Consider the following 17,541-nt stretch of genomic DNA (forward strand, 5'->3'; position numbering starts at 1 on the left):
AAATGATTTATTAGTTTTGTTGTTTAACTTTTGATTTCCAAGTAAAATAACCCAAAATAAATATGCCGACCAAGATATAAGCGGCTGCGCGAATATAAAAATTTGGCGTAGCAACCTGTTCCGAAAAAGGGATTTCTTTGATATCAAACAATACATTGAAAACCGTCATAAATACACCCCAAATTCCGCCAGTTTTAATCTGATATTTCCATCTTTCTCTCATGAAGTGATTGTGTTTGGTTGTTATATGAAGCTGAATTAATCTAGCTTATCAGTTAGTTTTTTGAAAACAGCTTTAGCTTCCTGACCTTCGTATAAAATACTGTAAACGGCATCAATAATTGGTGTTTTGGCACCATACGCCTGATTAAGTTTGTACGCGCTTTTTGCGGCATAATATCCTTCGGCAACCATACTCATTTCCATCATTGCTGATTTTACGGTGTAGCCTTTACCAATCATATTTCCGAACATTCTATTTCTGGAGAATATAGAATAACCGGTAACTAATAAATCGCCTAAATAAGCAGAATCATTGATGTTACGTTTCATTTTGTGGACTTTTTTGATGAATTTTTTCATCTCACGAATCCCATTACTCATCAATACTGACTGAAAATTATCGCCATAACCAAGACCATGCGCCATTCCTGCTGCAATTGCATAAATGTTCTTTAGCATAGCAGCATATTCAGTTCCTATAATGTCATCTGTAATTTTAGTTTTGATGTAATTTCCAGATAAATTTTTAGCTACGGTTTTAGCTTTGTCTGGATCACCACACGCAATGGTAAGGTAAGAAAGACGCTCCATGGCTACTTCTTCTGCATGGCAAGGACCGGTAATAACACCAATATTGTAATAAGGAATGTCATATTTTACATGGAAATGTTCGCCTACAATTAAGCTTGTTTCTGGAACAATACCTTTAATTGCTGAGAAAATGATTTTATCTTTTAGAGAAACGGTCAATTTTGCTAATTCACCATCCAAAAAAGCAGATGGAATAGCAAAAATTATGTAATCTGCATACGCAACAGCTTCATTGATGTCGCTAGTAAGTTTCAGTTTATTGATGTCGAATTCTACAGAACTCAAATAGTTTGGATTGTGTTTGTAGGTTTTAATGTGCTCAATAGCAGCTTCGTTGCGCATATACCAAGAAATTTCGGTAAGATTTACGCATAGCATTTTTGCTATGGCTGTCGCCCAACTTCCACCACCTATTACTGCGAATTTTATATTTTCAGCCATTTTTTTATTGAATTTAATCAAAAGTACTTAAAAAACCATCAATTAAGCAAATTTAATTATTCTTAGAAATGCTCTATTTATATAGTTATAGGATATAATTGTCTTAATATTTTAAATTTAAAATAAATATTTTTGATTTTTCATACAATATAAATATAACTGTTTCGTTATCAATATTTATTGTTTAAAAAATTAACAAAAAATGTGGATTGAGTTAGTTAGTTATATTTTAGAATTTTAAAAGGCGTTCCCAAAAAATGAGAACGCCTTTTTATTTAAAACAGATTGATGTAATGATTATATTAGATTAATAACTCATTTCAACAATTGATTTCACCTTTTCTAAAGTGATATTTTGTTTTTCACCTAATCCTAACCAACCTCTTTCTTTAAAACGATCCACTATAAAATCTGCCGTTTTATCATAATCTTTGGTATAATCAGATAATTTAGTGTCCATTCCCATCGTGTGGAAAAATTCAACAGTTTTGTTGATGGCTTCATTTGCGATTTCATCATCAGTTCCAGTTAAATTAAAAATACGTTTTCCGTATTGTGCCAATTTTCCTTTTTTGGTTTCAAACATCACTCGGTATAAGTTTGGACCTACGACAGCCAAAGTTCTGGCGTGATCAATTCCGTACAAAGCGGTTAATTCGTGTCCAATCATGTGCGTTGCCCAATCCGAAGGAACTCCTTTTTGGATTAATCCATTTAGAGCCATCGTGCAACTCCACATAAAGTTGGAAGCCAAAGCATAATCTTTAGGATTTTCAACAACTTCTGGACCCACTTGAATCAAAGTTTGCAAAATACTTTCGGCAATTCTATCCTGTAGATATCCTTCGTGCGGATACGTTAAGTATTGTTCCAAAACATGAGTGTAAGCATCTACAACTCCGTTTTGCAATTGTCTTTTTGGCAAAGATTCAATTACGGTTGGATCGCATATAGAGAATTTTGGAAACAAAGCGCTACCGCCAAAAGCTAATTTTTCCTGAGTAGATTCGATGGTTACTACAGCTCCTGAATTCATCTCGCTTCCAGTTGCCGGTAAAGTCAATACAGTTCCAAAAGGAATCACTTTAGACAAATCTTTGATCAATAATCTCTTTTGAAGAATATCCATTGGATTTCCGTCAAAATTTACGGCTGCCGAAATGAATTTTACGCCATCAATTACAGAACCTCCACCTACGGCAAGGATAAAGTCTATGTTTTGTTCTTTGATAACCGCAACTGCTTTCATCAATGTTTCAAAATGCGGATTTGGTTCAATTCCTGCAAATTCTAAGATTTCAAAACCTTTTAGATTGTTGATAACCTGCTCGTGAATTCCATTTTTGAAAATACTTCCACCGCCATACGCCAAAAGTATTTTTGCTCCTTGTGGTACTAACGTGGATAATTTTTCAATTTGTCCCTTTCCAAAAACTAAATTGGTAGGATTGTATAATTCGAAATTTAACATCTTCTTATTTTTTTGAATTCAATTGGTTTAATAATTTCTCCGCAACTAGTTTAGACGAAGCTGGGTTTTGACCTGTAATCAATAATCCATCTTCTACTGCATAAGGCTGCCAATCCCCAATTTTTGAATAAGTAGCACCGTTAGCTTGCAACGCATCTTCTAATAAAAATGGAACTACATTGGTTAATCCAACCGCTTCTTCTTCGGTATTTGAAAATCCGGTTACTTTTTTACCTTTAACTAAAAATTCCCCATTTACTTTTACGTTTTTCAACACTGCTGGTGAATGACATACAAAAGCAACAGGCTTGTTATTCGTGTAAAAAGATTCAATTAAAGCACTTGAAGTTGAATCCGTTGCCAAATCCCACAATGGACCATGACCTCCAGGATAAAATACAGCATCATAATCAGCTTGTTTAACATCAGCTAGTTTGTGTGTTTTACTTAGTTTAGCTTGTAGCTCAGTATCTTTATCAAATCTTTTGGTATCTTCAGTTGCCGAAGATGGATCTGAACTTTTTGGGTCAATAGGTGGCTGTCCTCCTAAGGGCGATGCAATATCAATTATCACTCCTTTATCTGCTAACTCATAATAAGGAGCAGCAAATTCTTCAATCCAAAATCCTGTTTTTTCTCCTGTGTTCCCTAATTCACTATGACTAGTTAGAACGAATAATACTTTTTTCATACCTTTTTTATTTTGTGCAGTTGCTGTAATACAACTTGCGGTTAATGCTATAATGGCAAATAATGCGATTTTCTTCATTTCTGATTTTCTTTGTACAAATTTAAGGCGAATATGCTATTAGTAAAAATAATTTAAATTATGTTTGTGATAAATATATTTATATCATGGTCAATCTCGAATGGTATCGAACGTTTAAATCGGTTTACAAAAACGGTAATTTTTCTTTGGCTGCCAAAGAATTATTTATCAGTCAACCTGCTGTTAGTCAGCAAATATCCATGTTGGAAGCCCATGTAGGTTATAAACTTTTTAATCGAAAGTCTAAAGGCGTGGAACCAACGGAATACGCTAAGTTACTCAATAATTTAATTATTGAAGCACTGGACCGACTGGAAAATGTGGAGAATGGTTTTCGTGCCAAAGCGTTCAATGCCAATCGATTAATTTCTATTGGGATTTCAAAGCATTTGATGCGAAGTTTGGGAAGCGCTTTGGTTTCCAAATTTGATTTTATCGATTTTAGCTTTCATGAAAACGATACGCTTTTTGAATTGGTCGATTCTAAAAAATTAGATTTTGCGGTTGTAACCAAACAATATGACACGTTTGATACCATTCAGAAAAAGATTGGAGAAATTAAACAAGTGATTGTAGGTTCTAATACTATCGATGCTTCCGAGTTGAAGTCTAATATTAAAACAAAGGATTTCTCTGCAACGGAACAGTGGTTAAACGACCAAAAATGGTTCAGTCACAATGCGCAAATTCCGCATATCAAATTATTTTGGTTGCATGTTTTTAATAAAAAAAGACCTTCGATGATTCCTAATTATATCATTCCATCCGAATATGAAATGCTCGAAATCATTTCGAAAAACACAGGAATAGCGGTTGTTTGGGATTGCAATGCGAAAAGTTTAATCGAAGAAAATAAAATCCAATTGTTATGGAACAGCAAGCAAATGCCAAGTACGGAAGTGTTTGTATTATCCGGTAAAAACGATAATTTGAGTACGATTTTTGAAAATATTCAAATAGAATTGAAAAGGGTTTTGGAGTGATAGTAATTATTACAAAGGCTATTTTTTCAACACATAGAAACATAGAATTATGTGGTAAAAGCAAGAAAAGCTTAGCTTTTAATTAGTTTACATAGCTATGTGAGAAAATTATTTTCTAAACAAATCTGCTTAGGTAATTTTACTATGCGTCTATGTGTTTAAATATTAGGCTATTTAAGAAAATTATTTACTTGAGTTACTTCTTATAAAAATTATTGTGATCAATGTATTCCCAAACTTTTGCAGGCAATAATGGCTGCACATTTTTTCCTTTCTTGATATTATCCCGAATAAATGTCGACGATATTTCTACAACCGGAGCATCAATCATGTGGATTTTTGGATGGTCTTTAAACAGTATATTCTCAGTTTCAATTGCAATTCTTGGATAAACATAAATATCATGGTTTTCGAGAATCACTTCGTAGTTTTTCCATTTGTGCAAAGATTTTAAATTGTCTTCGCCCATGATTAAGGAGAACTCATATTTTGGATATTTTTCTTCTAAATGAACCAAAGTATTTATTGTGTAATTAGGCTGGGACAATTTGAACTCAATATCTGAAGGTTTGATTTTAGGAAAATCCTCGGTGGCAAGATGCACCATTTGCAACCGATGGTAATCATCTAGCAATGTATTTTTTTTCTTCAAAGGGTTGTGTGGTGTAACCACCATCCAGATTTGGTCTAAATCAGAATGCTCCGCCATGTGATTGGCAATGATGAGATGCCCAACATGAATGGGATTAAACGTTCCGAAATAAAGACCTATTTTCATTAATTTAAAAATTAAATGATTTAAAGATTAGAAATAACTTTGAATTTTTCAATTCTTTAATTTTTCAATCTTTTAATCCTTAACATAATTCTTTACCAATTGATATGCTTCTTCAAGAGCTATAGGCAAATCGTAGTTTTTTATAATCACATCAAATTGTGGTGCTGTTGCCAGTTCTACAGAAGCTTTAGCGATACGCATGTTGATTTTGTCATCGCTTTCGGTTGAGCGTTCCTTTAATCTTCTTTTTAGTTCATCCACGCTTGGGGGTTTCACGAAAACGGCTAAAGTTTCTTCGGGGAATTTATGTTTGATGCGCAATCCGCCAGATACATCAATATCAAAAATTACATTCTTTCCTTTGGCCCAGATGCGTTCCACTTCACTTTTCAGAGTTCCGTAGAAATTATCGCGATACACTTCTTCCCATTCCAGAAAGTCTTCGTTCTTGATGTGTTTTTTGAATTCTTCGGTAGACATGAAATAATAATCTTTTCCATTTACTTCTTCGCCTCTTGGTGCGCGGGAAGCTGCCGAAATAGAGAATTCAAGATTCAAATCTTCTTTACTTAATAAATGTCTAACGATAGTAGTTTTTCCCGATCCTGATGGTGCTGAGAATACGATTAATTTTCCTCCTGTGCTCATTTTATGCTGAATTTATTTCAGTATCTGTTTATGTTTTCCTGCAAGGTTTCTAAAACCTTGTAGGTATGTTATAAAATTAATCAACCTGCAAAGTTAACAACAGTGCAGGTTAACAATTACAATACGTTTAATACTTGTTCCTTGATTTTTTCCAATTCGTCTTTCATTTGAACGACTAATTTTTGCATTTGTGCGTGATTGGATTTAGAACCCATCGTATTGATTTCGCGACCCATTTCTTGGGTAATAAAACCTAATTTTCTACCATTGGCCTCAGCTCCGTTGATGGTTTCCAGGAAATAATCCAGGTGATTCGTCAAACGCACTTTTTCTTCGGTGATGTCTAATTTCTCTAAGTAATAAATTAATTCCTGTTCGAAACGATTTTCATCTACATTCACTTTAAGTTCTGAGATTGCAGTTTGCAAACGGTCTTTTATCGCCTGAACGCGTTCTGGATCAAGTGCCAAAGCTTCGGTCATGTATTGACGAATATTGCCAATTCGCAATTGAAATTCTTTTTCTAGAGACATTCCTTCATCTTTTCTAAAATTCAGGATGTTTTGCAACGCTTCTTCGATAACGGTTTGGATTTGTACCCAGTCGTTTTCATCGATTTCATCGCGTTCTATTTTCATGGTGTCCGGCATGCGAATTGCCATTTTCATTAGTTCGGTTTCATCAGCATCAGCATATACTTCTCTCAATTGGTTGATGTATGCTTTTACAATCGGCACGTTCACTTTAGTAGAAGTTTGTTCCGCGGTACTTTCGATAAAAATAGAAAAATCTACTTTTCCTCTTTCCAGTTTTAGTGCAATTTGGTTGCGTAAACCCAATTCCATTTCGCGGTACAGCGAAGGCATTCTCACATTCAAATCCAAACCTTTACTGTTTAAAGATTTTACTTCTACCGTGATTTTTTTGGTTGGTAATTGCAAAGTCGCTTTACCAAAACCCGTCATTGATTGTATCATATATTTTTCTAAAAGAGTTCAAAGATAATAAAAAAGTGGTCAGTCGTCCGTTTTTAGTATTCAGTGCTTTTTTTATAATTCTAAAGTAACGCAAGAATACTGATCACTGATTAGTCTTTTTCTGGGTCACCAAATGAACGCCGACAAATATCAAAATGGCCGAACCAATTTTCACCAAACTCAATTCGTCTTTGCCCAGACTTATCGCAAAAATAGTCGCAAATAGCGGTTGTAAATAAATAAAAACGGCAACTGTGGTGGGTTTTAATTCTTTCATCGAAAGCAAATTCAACAAATAAGTCAGGAAAGTCGAAAAAACCACTACAAACCCTATTTTCCAGCAAATATCCATCGGAACCAAAGCCCAGTTCACAGTTTGAAATTGGCTCCAGCCAAAAGGCAAAACCATAATAAAACCAAATAAATAAATCCATTTTACAAACGTAAACGCATTGTATTTGTCCATTAATTTCTTGACGATAATCAGATAAAATCCATAAGAAATGGCATTGATCAAAACCAGAAAATTTCCCAATCCGGCATTCGTTGCACTGCCAATGGATTTTCCGTACAGAATTAGAAAAGCAGTTCCTATCAGACCAAGGATAATCCCAAAAACCATTCGTTTTTGCATGCGTTCTTTCATGATAATGGCTGAAAGCGTCAAAACAATCATGGGTGTCGAAACCATGATTACCGCCGCGCTAATAGGAGAAGTAAGGCTCAGTCCTTTGAAAAAAGTAAGCATATTAAACGCCACACCAAAGAAAGCTGCCGCAATAATTCGAGGGAAATCATTGATTGCAATTTTCTCTTTTGGCATAAAAAGCCAAACCAGCCAAAACAATAGCACCGAACCGCCCACGCGTAACAAGATGAAACCATAGGCGTCAATATACAACGGCATGACATCTTTGGCAATGGTAAACGTGACACCGTAAATTATAGAGACAATTGTGGCGCCAATAAGTGCAAGATTTCTTTTGGACATTATACCAAAGCTTTCATTACCTGCAACATATTTTGTTGGGTATTGCCAATGTAAATTTTGTCTTTGATGATAAAAACAGGACGGCTCAAAAACGTGTAATGTTCCAAAATGTATTTTTTGTAATCGTCTTCGGTCAACGATTTGTTCTTCAAATCCATTGATTTGTACAACTGTGCTTTTTTGCTGAAAAGCGCTTCGTAACTGCCGGAAAGCTCACGCGTTTTTTCTAATTCGGCTACAGTAATTGGGTCTTGTTTGATGTCATGAAATTTAAAATCATGTTCTTTCGGTAATGATTTTATAATTTTTCTGCAGGTGTCGCAAGAAGCGAGATAGTATATTATGTCCATGTAAATAGCGATTTCTTTGTGCAAAGAAAATTCATTTGACACGGAAAATGATTATTTTTATCAAAAAAATAAAAAAATGAATCAATTATTCGACGTCAGCACTACAAGCAGAAATATGGTTTCAAAATTTCTATCGGGATACAATCTTGACCAACTCAACACGATTCCGGAAGGATTTAGCAATAATTTGATTTGGAACATCGGTCATATAATCGTGTCGCAACAACTATTGGTTTACAAACTTTCTGGTTTGCCAATGATGGTTTCTGATGAATTAGTCGAGAAATACAAAAAGGGAACCAAGCCGGAACACATCGTAACCCAAGCCGAAGTGGACGAAATCAAATCGTTATTGTTTGAAACTATTCAACAAACAAAAGTAGATTATGACAATCAAATTTTTAAAAACTACATGGAATATACCACTTCAACAGGCGATCACGTTTTACGAAATGCCGAGGATGCTATGGCTTTCAGTAATTTCCATGAAGGGCTTCACATTGGAAGTATGATGAGTATCCGAAAATTTATTTAGGATTTATTCCTATAAATATTGGGAGCTTAATCCCGCTATTCGCTCCTATCTTTTCCTTTTTAAAGAAAAAAGGAAAAGGATATCCGCTTCTATCGGGGCTAGGGAATCGTTAAAAAACACTATTTGGTCTTTAAAAAAACATTTCATTTTTTAAAGATCATTTATTATTTAACCGCCAAATAATCATTCACTTCAGTGTACGGCAATAATAATTCTTTTGGTCCGTCTGCATACGATGCGGCTTCGTAGGAATTGTAATAAAGCAACAATCCTTTATCGGTGTAAAATATATTTTGGGGCAATTGGAATTTCTCTTTCTCAAACATCAATCCGGTTGCATTAATGGATTTGTTTGCAGGAATTTTGTATTTTATTCTGAATTTTTTTTCGGCGAAAGCCTTGAAAGCTGCTTTATCATTGAATAATTCATCATTCGAGATTGATTTTCCAGTATTTGGGTCAAAAAGCAGTGAGCGCAAACCTTGGTATCCATGAGCGCCACCGGTGTAGGTGTAATGTTTGATTTCAATATTCAATACAGCATCGGATTGGTATTTTACATTTCCTTCAATGTCAGCTTCCCACCCAAATTTGTCATTGGGAAATTCTTTCTGAAGTTTCTCGTAGGAATCAATAAATGAAGCTAATAAGCTATCATAATTAGTTGCTGAATAGGGCTTTTCACCAAAATAAATAATCTCTTTCATTACTGAAAACACTTTTTTATTAATGCTGTCCGCAACAACCGGGACGGCATTTGCAACGGGTATTTTTACACTAATCGACGGACAATTTTCTTTGCAGGGCATTGTGGTTTTTTTCTGAAAAGATTCTTCTTCAAAAACCAATTCATTTGAACATTGCGCAGCTGAAAAAAGCAGTAAAGTGTAAATTATAAAGTGTTTCATCTCAAAATTGTTAATTATATACAAAGGTATCAACTTGTGGCTTGGTTAAAATAAATTAAAGGGTAAATTTGTGAAACAATTTTGCATTAAAAATTCAACTTATGAAATTCAATACTAAAGTCATTCACGGTGGACAGCACCACGACCCAAGCACAGGAGCAGTTATGCCTCCAGTTTATCAAACCTCAACTTTTGTACAAACGAGTCCTGGGCAACCTATAAATCCAGATTATGAATACAGTAGAGCTGCGAATCCTACCCGAAGCGCGCTTGAAAACGCCTTGGCAAGTATTGAAAACGGAACACGAGGATTGGCTTTTTCATCAGGATTAGCGGCAACTGATTGTGTTTTGCGTTCTTTTAAATCTGGTGATGAAATCATTGCGATGGACGATTTATACGGCGGAACGTACAGAATGTTTACCCGAATTTATAAAGATTCCGGAATAAAATTCCATTTTGTGGATATGAATGACATCGAGAAATTCAAGTCATTAATCAATGAAAATACAAAACTAGTTTGGGTAGAAACACCAACAAACCCTTTGATGAAACTAGCCGATATTCAAGAAATTGCTAAAATCACCAAGGAAAATAAAATCCTTTTTGCGGTTGATAATACTTTTGCAACGCCTTATTTGCAAAAACCATTGGATTTAGGTGCTGATATTGTAATGCATTCGGCGACTAAATATTTGGGAGGCCATTCTGATGTTATTGCCGGCGCTTTAATTGTAAAAGATGAAGCACTTGGGGAACAATTGCATTTTCAACAATTTGCGACAGGAGCAACATTGGGACCAATGGACAGTTTCTTAGTGCTTCGAGGAATTAAAACCTTGCATTTGCGTGTGGAAAGACATTGTGAAAATGGTGGAAAAGTGGTGGAGTTTTTAAACAATCACCCAAAAGTCAAAACAGTTTATTACCCGGGATTATCGAGCCATCCGTATCATGAAATTGCCAAAAAACAAATGAGTGGTTTTGGAGGAATGGTGTCATTTACTTTTGTTTCGGGCAAAAAAGAAGATGCAATTGATTTTCTGGAAAAATTAAAAGTTTTCACATTGGCAGAATCTTTAGGCGGAGTGGAATCATTAGCAAATCATCCTGCTTTGATGACGCATGCTTCCATTCCGGAAGACAAGCGTAAGGAAGTTGGTATCACAGATGATTTGGTTCGATTAAGCGTAGGTATTGAAGATGCGGAGGATTTAATCGAAGATTTGAAACAAGCATTAGCGTAACTGAATATCTTAAATAAAAAAGCTCCAATTCTAATTTAGGATTGGAGCTTTTACTTTTATATCAATTGTCTAAGTGCTATTGCAAGTAATAAATATATCCTACATTAAACCAAACCAACCAATCGTTTGCTTTGTTTTCTTTATAAATCTCCGGATTTGGATTTAAGCCATCGACCCAGTTCGAAAAGAAATATTGAAATCGTAAATCAACCATTAAATCCGATAAAGGCGCTAATTTATAACGGGTTCCTACACTAGTAACAACGGACCAAACGGTACCGCTCTCCGAAGAAAATCCATAAGGACGACCGTCTGTTGGAGTTAGATATTTTGGAAATGTTGTCAAAGGAGTTCCCAACGGACCAAGAGTAGATGAGGCTTCAGCATTGTAATAACTAAATTGCCCGCCAAGACTGATAAATGGACCTAGACTGCCTGTTCTTGCTGTAAAATCACGAATGCTCCACGGGAAAAATTCCAGTTGCATGCCAAGATTAGTTACTGCTGTACTACCAGTCATTGCTTTCAATTGCTCTTTTCCTAGCGAAGGTTTTCCTTCAACATATTCTCCAAAATGCTCTAATTCGGTTTTATTATAGGATAGTTCAGACCTAAGTTTAAAGTGGTCATTGAAATACGTTTCAGGCGTATAACAATTACATTCGGCTTTGTACGAAAAGTTTAAATAATGAATAATTCCGATACCCAATCCAGTGTTTCCGGCGTTTGTCGATAAATCACTGCGTTCTCCATAATCCGACTGAAAAGCTACTGGCCCGGCAATGATTCCAACTTCATGCGAAAAACCGCCAAATTGTGCATTTGAACTGTTAGAAAACCCAATAAAAATTAGTAAAAGTGGTATTATTTGTTTGATCATTAGGGTGTAAAATTTTCAAATCCTGACAAATATATAAAAACATCATTCATTTATTTAAATAAATCTAAAATTAAAAATAAGCAGACAAATTCTTATTTACTTACGAAAGTGGTAGTCATTAGGTTTAAAAGTGTCTATCTTAAACATAATTGTTTGTGAATGGATAATAAAAAGATAATTCTATTGATAAATTCAAAAAACTGAGTCCGAATATTTTTATAAAATGTATCTTTGTAAATTATAACGAAATCGTTTTCTTAATTAATTATTTATAATCTATGTTACTAAAAATAAATGATTTTATGGCTCAAGTTGAAGCCAAGAATCCAAATGAACCTGAATTTATTCAAGCTGTTAGGGAATTTGCAGAAACTGTAATTCCATTTATTGCAGAGCAAAAAAAATACGATGGTAAAAATTTGCTTCTTCGAATAGCCGAACCGGAGCGTTCGATTATATTTCGTGTTCCTTGGGTAGATGATAAAGGAGAAATTCAGGTAAATAGAGGTTTCAGAATTCAAATGAATTCAGCAATTGGACCTTACAAAGGCGGAATCCGTTTTCATCATACTGTAAATTTATCGGTACTTAAATTTTTAGCATTCGAACAAGTATTCAAAAATAGTTTAACCACTTTGCCAATGGGCGGAGGAAAAGGAGGATCTGATTTTGATCCACAAGGAAAATCTGATGGTGAAGTAATGCGTTTCTGTCAGTCTTTCATGACTGAATTATGCAGACACATTGGGCCACAATTAGACGTTCCTGCTGGAGATATTGGTGTTGGAGCAAGAGAAATTGGTTATTTATTTGGTCAATACAAAAGAATCAAAAACGAATTTACCGGAGTGTTAACTGGTAAAGGATTGGCTTACGGAGGATCATTGATCAGACCTGAAGCTACGGGTTATGGAGTAGTTTATTTTGCGGAACAAATGTTGAAAACTATTGGTCAAAGCATTAATGGTAAAACAGTTTCTATTTCTGGATTTGGTAATGTTGCTTGGGGTGTTGCTTTAAAAGTAAATGATCTTGGTGGAAAAGTAGTTACTATTTCAGGTCCTGATGGTTATATTTACGACGAAGAAGGAATTTCTGGAGACAAAATTGATTTCATGCTTGAAATGAGAGCAAGAGGTGATAATAGAGCAGAAGCTTATTTAGAAAAATATCCAAACGCAGTTTTCCACAAAGGAAAAAGTGTATGGGAAGTGAAAGTTGATGTGGCAATACCTTGTGCTACTCAAAATGAATTGAACGAGGAAGATGCTAAACATTTGATTGCAAACGGTGTTATTTGTGTAACAGAGGCAGCAAATATGCCATGTACATTAGAGGCAATTAAACAATTCTTGAAAGCTAAAGTACTTTTTGCACCAGGAAAAGCAGCAAATGCTGGTGGTGTAGCAGCGTCAGGATTAGAGATGACTCAAAACTCTATTCGTTTGAACTGGACCAGTGAAGAAGTAGATACAAGACTTAAGGAGATTATGGTTGGAATTCACAATCAATGTAAAAAATATGGTACAGACGAGGAAGGTTATGTGAACTACGTAAAAGGAGCAAACATTGCCGGATTTGTTAAAGTTGCTGATGCAATGCTAGCTCAAGGAGTGGTGTAAATCAGGTTTAATTATAATTTAAAATGCCTTCTGCCGATGTTATCGGTTGAAGGCATTTTTTTTATGTAACAAAATGCTAAGACTTCCGTTTGTTCTATATTTGTAAACCAATAGTCATACAAATAATGAAAAAGAGCGTTTTATATTTTTTGCTTCTGCTTTTTGTGCAAATGGGTTTTGCCCAAAGCGATTTGTCATGGCAGGGTTATTTCTCTTACAACGAAATTAAAGATGTCTCTGAGGCTCCAAGTGCTGTTTTTGCCGCTTCTGAGAATGCATTATTTTCTAAAAATACAACAACAAACCTAATCAAAACCACCAATACTATCGATGGACTTTCAGGACAAACTATTTCATCTTTATACTACAGCGCAACATTTAATAAAACAATTTTAGGCTACGAAAACGGACTGATACTTGTAATCAATCAGGCAGACGGAACCATATTGAATGTGGTCGATATCATCAATAAACAATTGCCCGCAAATTTAAAAAAAATCAATCACTTCATGGAATTTGAAGGTATTGCTTATGTTTCTTGCGATTTTGGAATCGTACAATTTAATTTAGCGACCATGCTTTTTGGTGATACCTATTTTATTGGTGATAATGGAGCCGAAATTATTGTGAATCAAACCGCAGTTTTTAATGGGTTTATTTATGCCGCTACCAATAATGGAATTAGAAGAGCTGCAATTGCTAATGAAAACCTTATCGATTTCAATCAATGGACAACCATTGCTGCTGGAAACTGGTCTGGAATAACTGCTTTCGGGACTGATTTGTATGCTACAGATACTTTTGGGAATGTTCAAAAGCTTTCTGCTACATCAAGTTCTTTTACAGGATTTACTCAGCTTCCCCAGCGCTCAGTCGATATGAGGGCAACAACAGATTATTTGATAATGACAACTTTGAACAGTATTTATATTTACAATAGCCAAATGGTTTTGGTGCGTCAAATAAATACCAATCAGATTCCGGAAACTAATTTGGGTTTTTCCTGCGCTACTATAATAGGAGATTCAGTTTTCATTGGAACAAAAGAAAACGGATTAATTACCACTTCACTTGCTTCGGCCGTAACCTTTGAAAATATTACCCCTATTGGTCCTGCGCGAAATAATATATTTTCGTTGCAGGTTACACCAAATGTACTTTGGGCGGTTTATGGAGATTATACTGCAGGTTACAATCCATATCCGTTAGATAGCTACGGTATCAGTAAATTTAATGAGAAAGGATGGCTTAATATCCCCTACGAGAAAGTTTTAGGCGCACAATCAATGACAAGAATTGCAATTAATCCAAGCAATGAAAACGAGGTTTATGCAAGTTCTTTTTTTTCGGGATTATTAAAAATAGAAAATGACGAACCTAAAATATTGTACAATCAAACCAATAGCGGTTTAGAATCTTTGACTTTTGTGGGGCCTGATTATATAGATATAAGGATAAATGGAACAGCATTTGACAAATCTGGAAATCTTTGGGTTACCAACAGCCGTATAAAAAACGGATTGAAAGTATTGAAACCTGGTGGCCAATGGCAAAGTTATGCTATGGACGCTATTTTAGCATCGCCAATTGACAACAGTTTTGGTGCGATGGTCATTGATAAAAATGGAACCAAATGGCTATCTACCAGTGAAGATGGTGTCGTTGGGTTTAATGAAACTAACAATAAATTCAAAAAAATAACATCAGGACCTGATACCGGAAATTTGCCAATTTCAAATGTGAGAACGGTTGCGGTAGATACCAGAAATCAATTGTGGATAGGAACCACAAAAGGGTTACGGGTTCTGCCCAACGTCAGCAGTTTTCAATCAGAGGAGCAGATGACGGCAAATCCTATAATTATTTTAGAAGATAACTTAGCGCAGGAATTGTTGTTTGAACAATTTATCACGGATATTGCTGTTGATGGTGCCAATAACAAATGGATTGGCACGGGAGATTCTGGTTTGTTTTTGGTTTCGCCAAACGGTCAGGAAACAAAATATCATTTCACGATAAATAATTCGCCGTTGCCCAGTAATGTAATAAATGACATTGATATCAATAGCACCACTGGCGAAGTTTTTATTGCTACGGCAAAGGGAATGGTCTCTTTCAAAGGGGTTTCGACTGCCGCCAATGATGATTTGAGTAACGCGTACGTGTATCCAAACCCTATGCGTCCGGAGTATCAGGGAACCGTAAAAATTGCCGGACTGTTGGATAGAGCGAATGTTAAAATCACCGATATTGGTGGAAATTTAGTATATGAAACTACCTCTGAAGGTGGAACAATAGAATGGGATACCACGGCTTTTGGTAAATACAAAGTTGCTTCCGGTGTGTATATGATTTTTATTTCGGCACAAGATGGAGTGGAAACCAAAGTTAAAAAAGTAATGATAATCAGATGATTTAGAAGAGTGAATTAATTTTTTAATCTTTAAATTTTTCAATCTTTAAATTAAAATTGTGCAAGTCAAAACCAAAGCCATCGTCCTTTCGTCATTAAAATTTCAGGAAAAAAGCTTGATTGTCAAATGCTTCACATTGTCGCATGGTTTGAAATCGTACTTTGTTCGAGATGCTTTTTCGAGCCGAAAAGCGAATCAGAAAATCGCTTATTTTCAGCCTTTAACGATACTCGAAATTGAAGCTGTTCATAAAAATAAAGGGACTTTAGAAAATTTCAAAGAGATAAAAATTGCAACTCCTTTTCACTCGATTCATTCGGATATTTATAAGAGTACGATTGTGATGTTTATTTCAGAAATGTTGCATCATTCCATTCACGAAGAAGAAACGAATGAGCATCTTTTTACTTTTCTGGAAACCGCATTGCATTGGTTGGACAATCACGATGAAATTGCTAATTTTCATCTGATTTTATTATTAGAAACTACAAAATATTTGGGCTTTTATCCTGATATTTCCGATTTGGACATGCCTTTTTTCGAAATGAACGAAGGTATTTTTACGCCTTTTCATGCCGTTAGTTCGCTTACGGAACATGAAAGTAATTTGTTCAAAAAACTGATAGATTTGAAATTCGATAACAATCAAAAAACATTTCATGTTATCGAAAGACAAATTGTTTTACGAATTCTAATAGATTATTACAGTTTTCATTTGGACGGCTTTAAAAAACCAAAATCATTAGACGTTTTAAAAGAAGTTTTCTCTTAAAATCTTGGGCGTGCCCCTGTGTAAAAACTCCGGGTCACGCTGTCCGCTGTATCTTTTATTCCGTAAACTCCATAAAAGGATGCCGCTTCCATCCTTCACGCAAAACCACATGATAAATTGTACAAAAACAAAAAACTTGTAGCTCATTTTGTACTATTTGTTTGTATATTAGCAATGAAATAACGTGTTATAAAGCAACTACAAAGCGCTTTGTTTTGGGTGTATATGCGCAATAAAGTTGCGCATATTTAATAGTTAGCAGCTATTTTAAAAAAAATCAAACATGAAAAAAGTAGTTTTTTTATTATTAATTATTTATTGTGGTTCTTTTATTAACTGCTCATCGACTCATTCTAATAAAATAAGTAGTTCACTTGGTGGAAGTGGAAAATTAGACGACCAAACTTATCAAAATTTGCTTAATTTGTTAGAAAAGTACGATGGAAATAAACCTAAAGATACTATTATAATCAAATATGATTATCAAGATAGCAGCTGCTGGAATATGTTAGATATGGAAAATCAAGATTATATTCTAAAAGGCGTAGAAAACTCTCAAGCGAGAATTAAAAAACATATAGATAAAAGACCTAGTATTTCAATATACAGATTCGCTGAACTTGGAAATCGATTTAATAATATAATTTTGTTAGACAAAACTATTCTGAAAGATTCTAATAACTCAATACTTAATTTGATTTTTGCTAATGAGTCATCTTGTGGTAATTCAATAATAATTATGCCTGGACAAAAATATATCTACAAAAAATCTGATTCTCATTTTGAGCTTTTAGAAATATCAAAAAAAAGAATTATAGATATTCTAGAAAAATAAAAACAGCTGCTAACAGCTAGAGATTCGTTGCGTGCGCAGCACGAACAATGAAACTCCGGTTGAACGGAACCGTTCACTGGCAGGAACTATGGAGTTATCGTAAAGTT

At 34.8% G+C, this 17,541-nt stretch carries 18 protein-coding genes; 7 read left to right on the top strand and 11 right to left on the bottom strand.

What is annotated here, in order from left to right; genetic code table 11:
* Positions 1-10: 10 nt before the first annotated feature.
* The 4 genes from DR980_RS11645 to DR980_RS11660 form a co-directional block, all read right to left on the bottom strand.
* On the bottom strand, positions 11-223 hold the full coding sequence (locus DR980_RS11645; protein WP_113636333.1) for a hypothetical protein: 213 nt from the start codon (positions 221-223) through the stop codon (positions 11-13).
* A 35-nt stretch (positions 224-258) separates the two neighbouring features.
* Positions 259-1,254: an NAD(P)H-dependent glycerol-3-phosphate dehydrogenase gene (locus DR980_RS11650; RefSeq protein WP_113636372.1), complete on the bottom strand. Its 996-nt coding sequence runs from the start codon at positions 1,252-1,254 to the stop codon at positions 259-261.
* Between the two features lie 307 nt (positions 1,255-1,561).
* Positions 1,562-2,725, bottom strand: a complete 1,164-nt coding sequence (locus DR980_RS11655; RefSeq protein ID WP_113636335.1) for an iron-containing alcohol dehydrogenase — start codon at positions 2,723-2,725, stop codon at positions 1,562-1,564.
* Positions 2,726-2,729: 4 nt separating this feature from the next.
* Positions 2,730-3,494, bottom strand: coding sequence for a type 1 glutamine amidotransferase domain-containing protein (locus DR980_RS11660; protein ID WP_167400562.1), 765 nt, complete (start codon positions 3,492-3,494; stop codon positions 2,730-2,732).
* 86 nt (positions 3,495-3,580) lie between these two features.
* Here DR980_RS11660 and DR980_RS11665 point away from each other — a divergent pair, with 86 nt between their 5' ends.
* Positions 3,581-4,477, top strand: a complete 897-nt coding sequence (locus tag DR980_RS11665) for a LysR family transcriptional regulator (protein ID WP_113636337.1) — start codon at positions 3,581-3,583, stop codon at positions 4,475-4,477.
* 196 nt (positions 4,478-4,673) lie between these two features.
* Here DR980_RS11665 and nadD read toward each other — a convergent pair whose 3' ends face one another.
* From nadD to DR980_RS11690, 5 genes are all read right to left on the bottom strand, one after another.
* Positions 4,674-5,255: a nicotinate (nicotinamide) nucleotide adenylyltransferase gene (nadD, locus tag DR980_RS11670; protein ID WP_113636338.1), complete on the bottom strand. Its 582-nt coding sequence runs from the start codon at positions 5,253-5,255 to the stop codon at positions 4,674-4,676.
* 72 nt (positions 5,256-5,327) lie between these two features.
* Positions 5,328-5,903: a guanylate kinase gene (gmk, locus tag DR980_RS11675; protein WP_113636340.1), complete on the bottom strand. Its 576-nt coding sequence runs from the start codon at positions 5,901-5,903 to the stop codon at positions 5,328-5,330.
* A gap of 116 nt (positions 5,904-6,019) precedes the next feature.
* Positions 6,020-6,880, bottom strand: a complete 861-nt coding sequence (locus tag DR980_RS11680; protein WP_113636342.1) for a YicC/YloC family endoribonuclease — start codon at positions 6,878-6,880, stop codon at positions 6,020-6,022.
* A 103-nt stretch (positions 6,881-6,983) separates the two neighbouring features.
* Positions 6,984-7,871 (bottom strand): DMT family transporter, encoded by an 888-nt coding sequence (locus DR980_RS11685; RefSeq protein WP_113636344.1) that lies wholly within the window; start codon positions 7,869-7,871, stop codon positions 6,984-6,986.
* Positions 7,871-8,221 carry an arsenate reductase family protein gene (locus tag DR980_RS11690; protein WP_113636346.1) on the bottom strand — a complete coding sequence of 117 codons (351 nt, stop codon included), beginning with the start codon at positions 8,219-8,221 and terminating at the stop codon, positions 7,871-7,873. The genes DR980_RS11685 and DR980_RS11690 overlap by 1 nt, the downstream gene beginning before the upstream one ends.
* 76 nt (positions 8,222-8,297) lie before the next feature.
* Between DR980_RS11690 and DR980_RS11695 the strand changes: the two genes are divergently transcribed.
* Positions 8,298-8,756, top strand: coding sequence for a DinB family protein (locus DR980_RS11695; protein WP_113636377.1), 459 nt, complete (start codon positions 8,298-8,300; stop codon positions 8,754-8,756).
* 164 nt (positions 8,757-8,920) lie between these two features.
* Here DR980_RS11695 and DR980_RS11700 read toward each other — a convergent pair whose 3' ends face one another.
* Entirely contained in the window at positions 8,921-9,664 is a 744-nt protein-coding gene (locus DR980_RS11700) for a DUF3298 and DUF4163 domain-containing protein (RefSeq protein ID WP_113636348.1), read from the bottom strand.
* A gap of 101 nt (positions 9,665-9,765) precedes the next feature.
* Here DR980_RS11700 and DR980_RS11705 point away from each other — a divergent pair, with 101 nt between their 5' ends.
* Positions 9,766-10,911: a cystathionine gamma-synthase gene (locus tag DR980_RS11705; RefSeq protein ID WP_113636350.1), complete on the top strand. Its 1,146-nt coding sequence runs from the start codon at positions 9,766-9,768 to the stop codon at positions 10,909-10,911.
* A gap of 76 nt (positions 10,912-10,987) precedes the next feature.
* Here DR980_RS11705 and DR980_RS11710 read toward each other — a convergent pair whose 3' ends face one another.
* Complete coding sequence (locus tag DR980_RS11710) at positions 10,988-11,791, bottom strand: THC0290_0291 family protein (RefSeq protein ID WP_113636352.1); 804 nt, start codon at positions 11,789-11,791, stop codon at positions 10,988-10,990.
* Between the two features lie 278 nt (positions 11,792-12,069).
* On the opposite strand from DR980_RS11710, the gene gdhA reads away from it, so the two are divergent.
* The 4 genes from gdhA (at position 12,070) to DR980_RS11730 (ending at position 17,434) form a co-directional block, all read left to right on the top strand.
* Positions 12,070-13,413: an NADP-specific glutamate dehydrogenase gene (gene gdhA / locus DR980_RS11715; protein WP_113636354.1), complete on the top strand. Its 1,344-nt coding sequence runs from the start codon at positions 12,070-12,072 to the stop codon at positions 13,411-13,413.
* A gap of 125 nt (positions 13,414-13,538) precedes the next feature.
* Positions 13,539-15,827, top strand: a complete 2,289-nt coding sequence (gene porZ / locus DR980_RS11720) for a type IX secretion system anionic LPS delivery protein PorZ (RefSeq protein WP_113636356.1) — start codon at positions 13,539-13,541, stop codon at positions 15,825-15,827.
* A gap of 58 nt (positions 15,828-15,885) precedes the next feature.
* Positions 15,886-16,599 carry a DNA repair protein RecO gene (gene recO / locus DR980_RS11725; protein ID WP_113636358.1) on the top strand — a complete coding sequence of 238 codons (714 nt, stop codon included), beginning with the start codon at positions 15,886-15,888 and terminating at the stop codon, positions 16,597-16,599.
* A gap of 283 nt (positions 16,600-16,882) precedes the next feature.
* A complete protein-coding gene (locus tag DR980_RS11730) occupies positions 16,883-17,434 on the top strand; it encodes a hypothetical protein (RefSeq protein ID WP_113636360.1) in 552 nt (183 codons plus the stop codon).
* Positions 17,435-17,541: the final 107 nt, after the last annotated feature.

This window comes from Flavobacterium psychrolimnae, from assembly GCF_003312425.1.
Taxonomy (GTDB): domain Bacteria; phylum Bacteroidota; class Bacteroidia; order Flavobacteriales; family Flavobacteriaceae; genus Flavobacterium; species Flavobacterium psychrolimnae.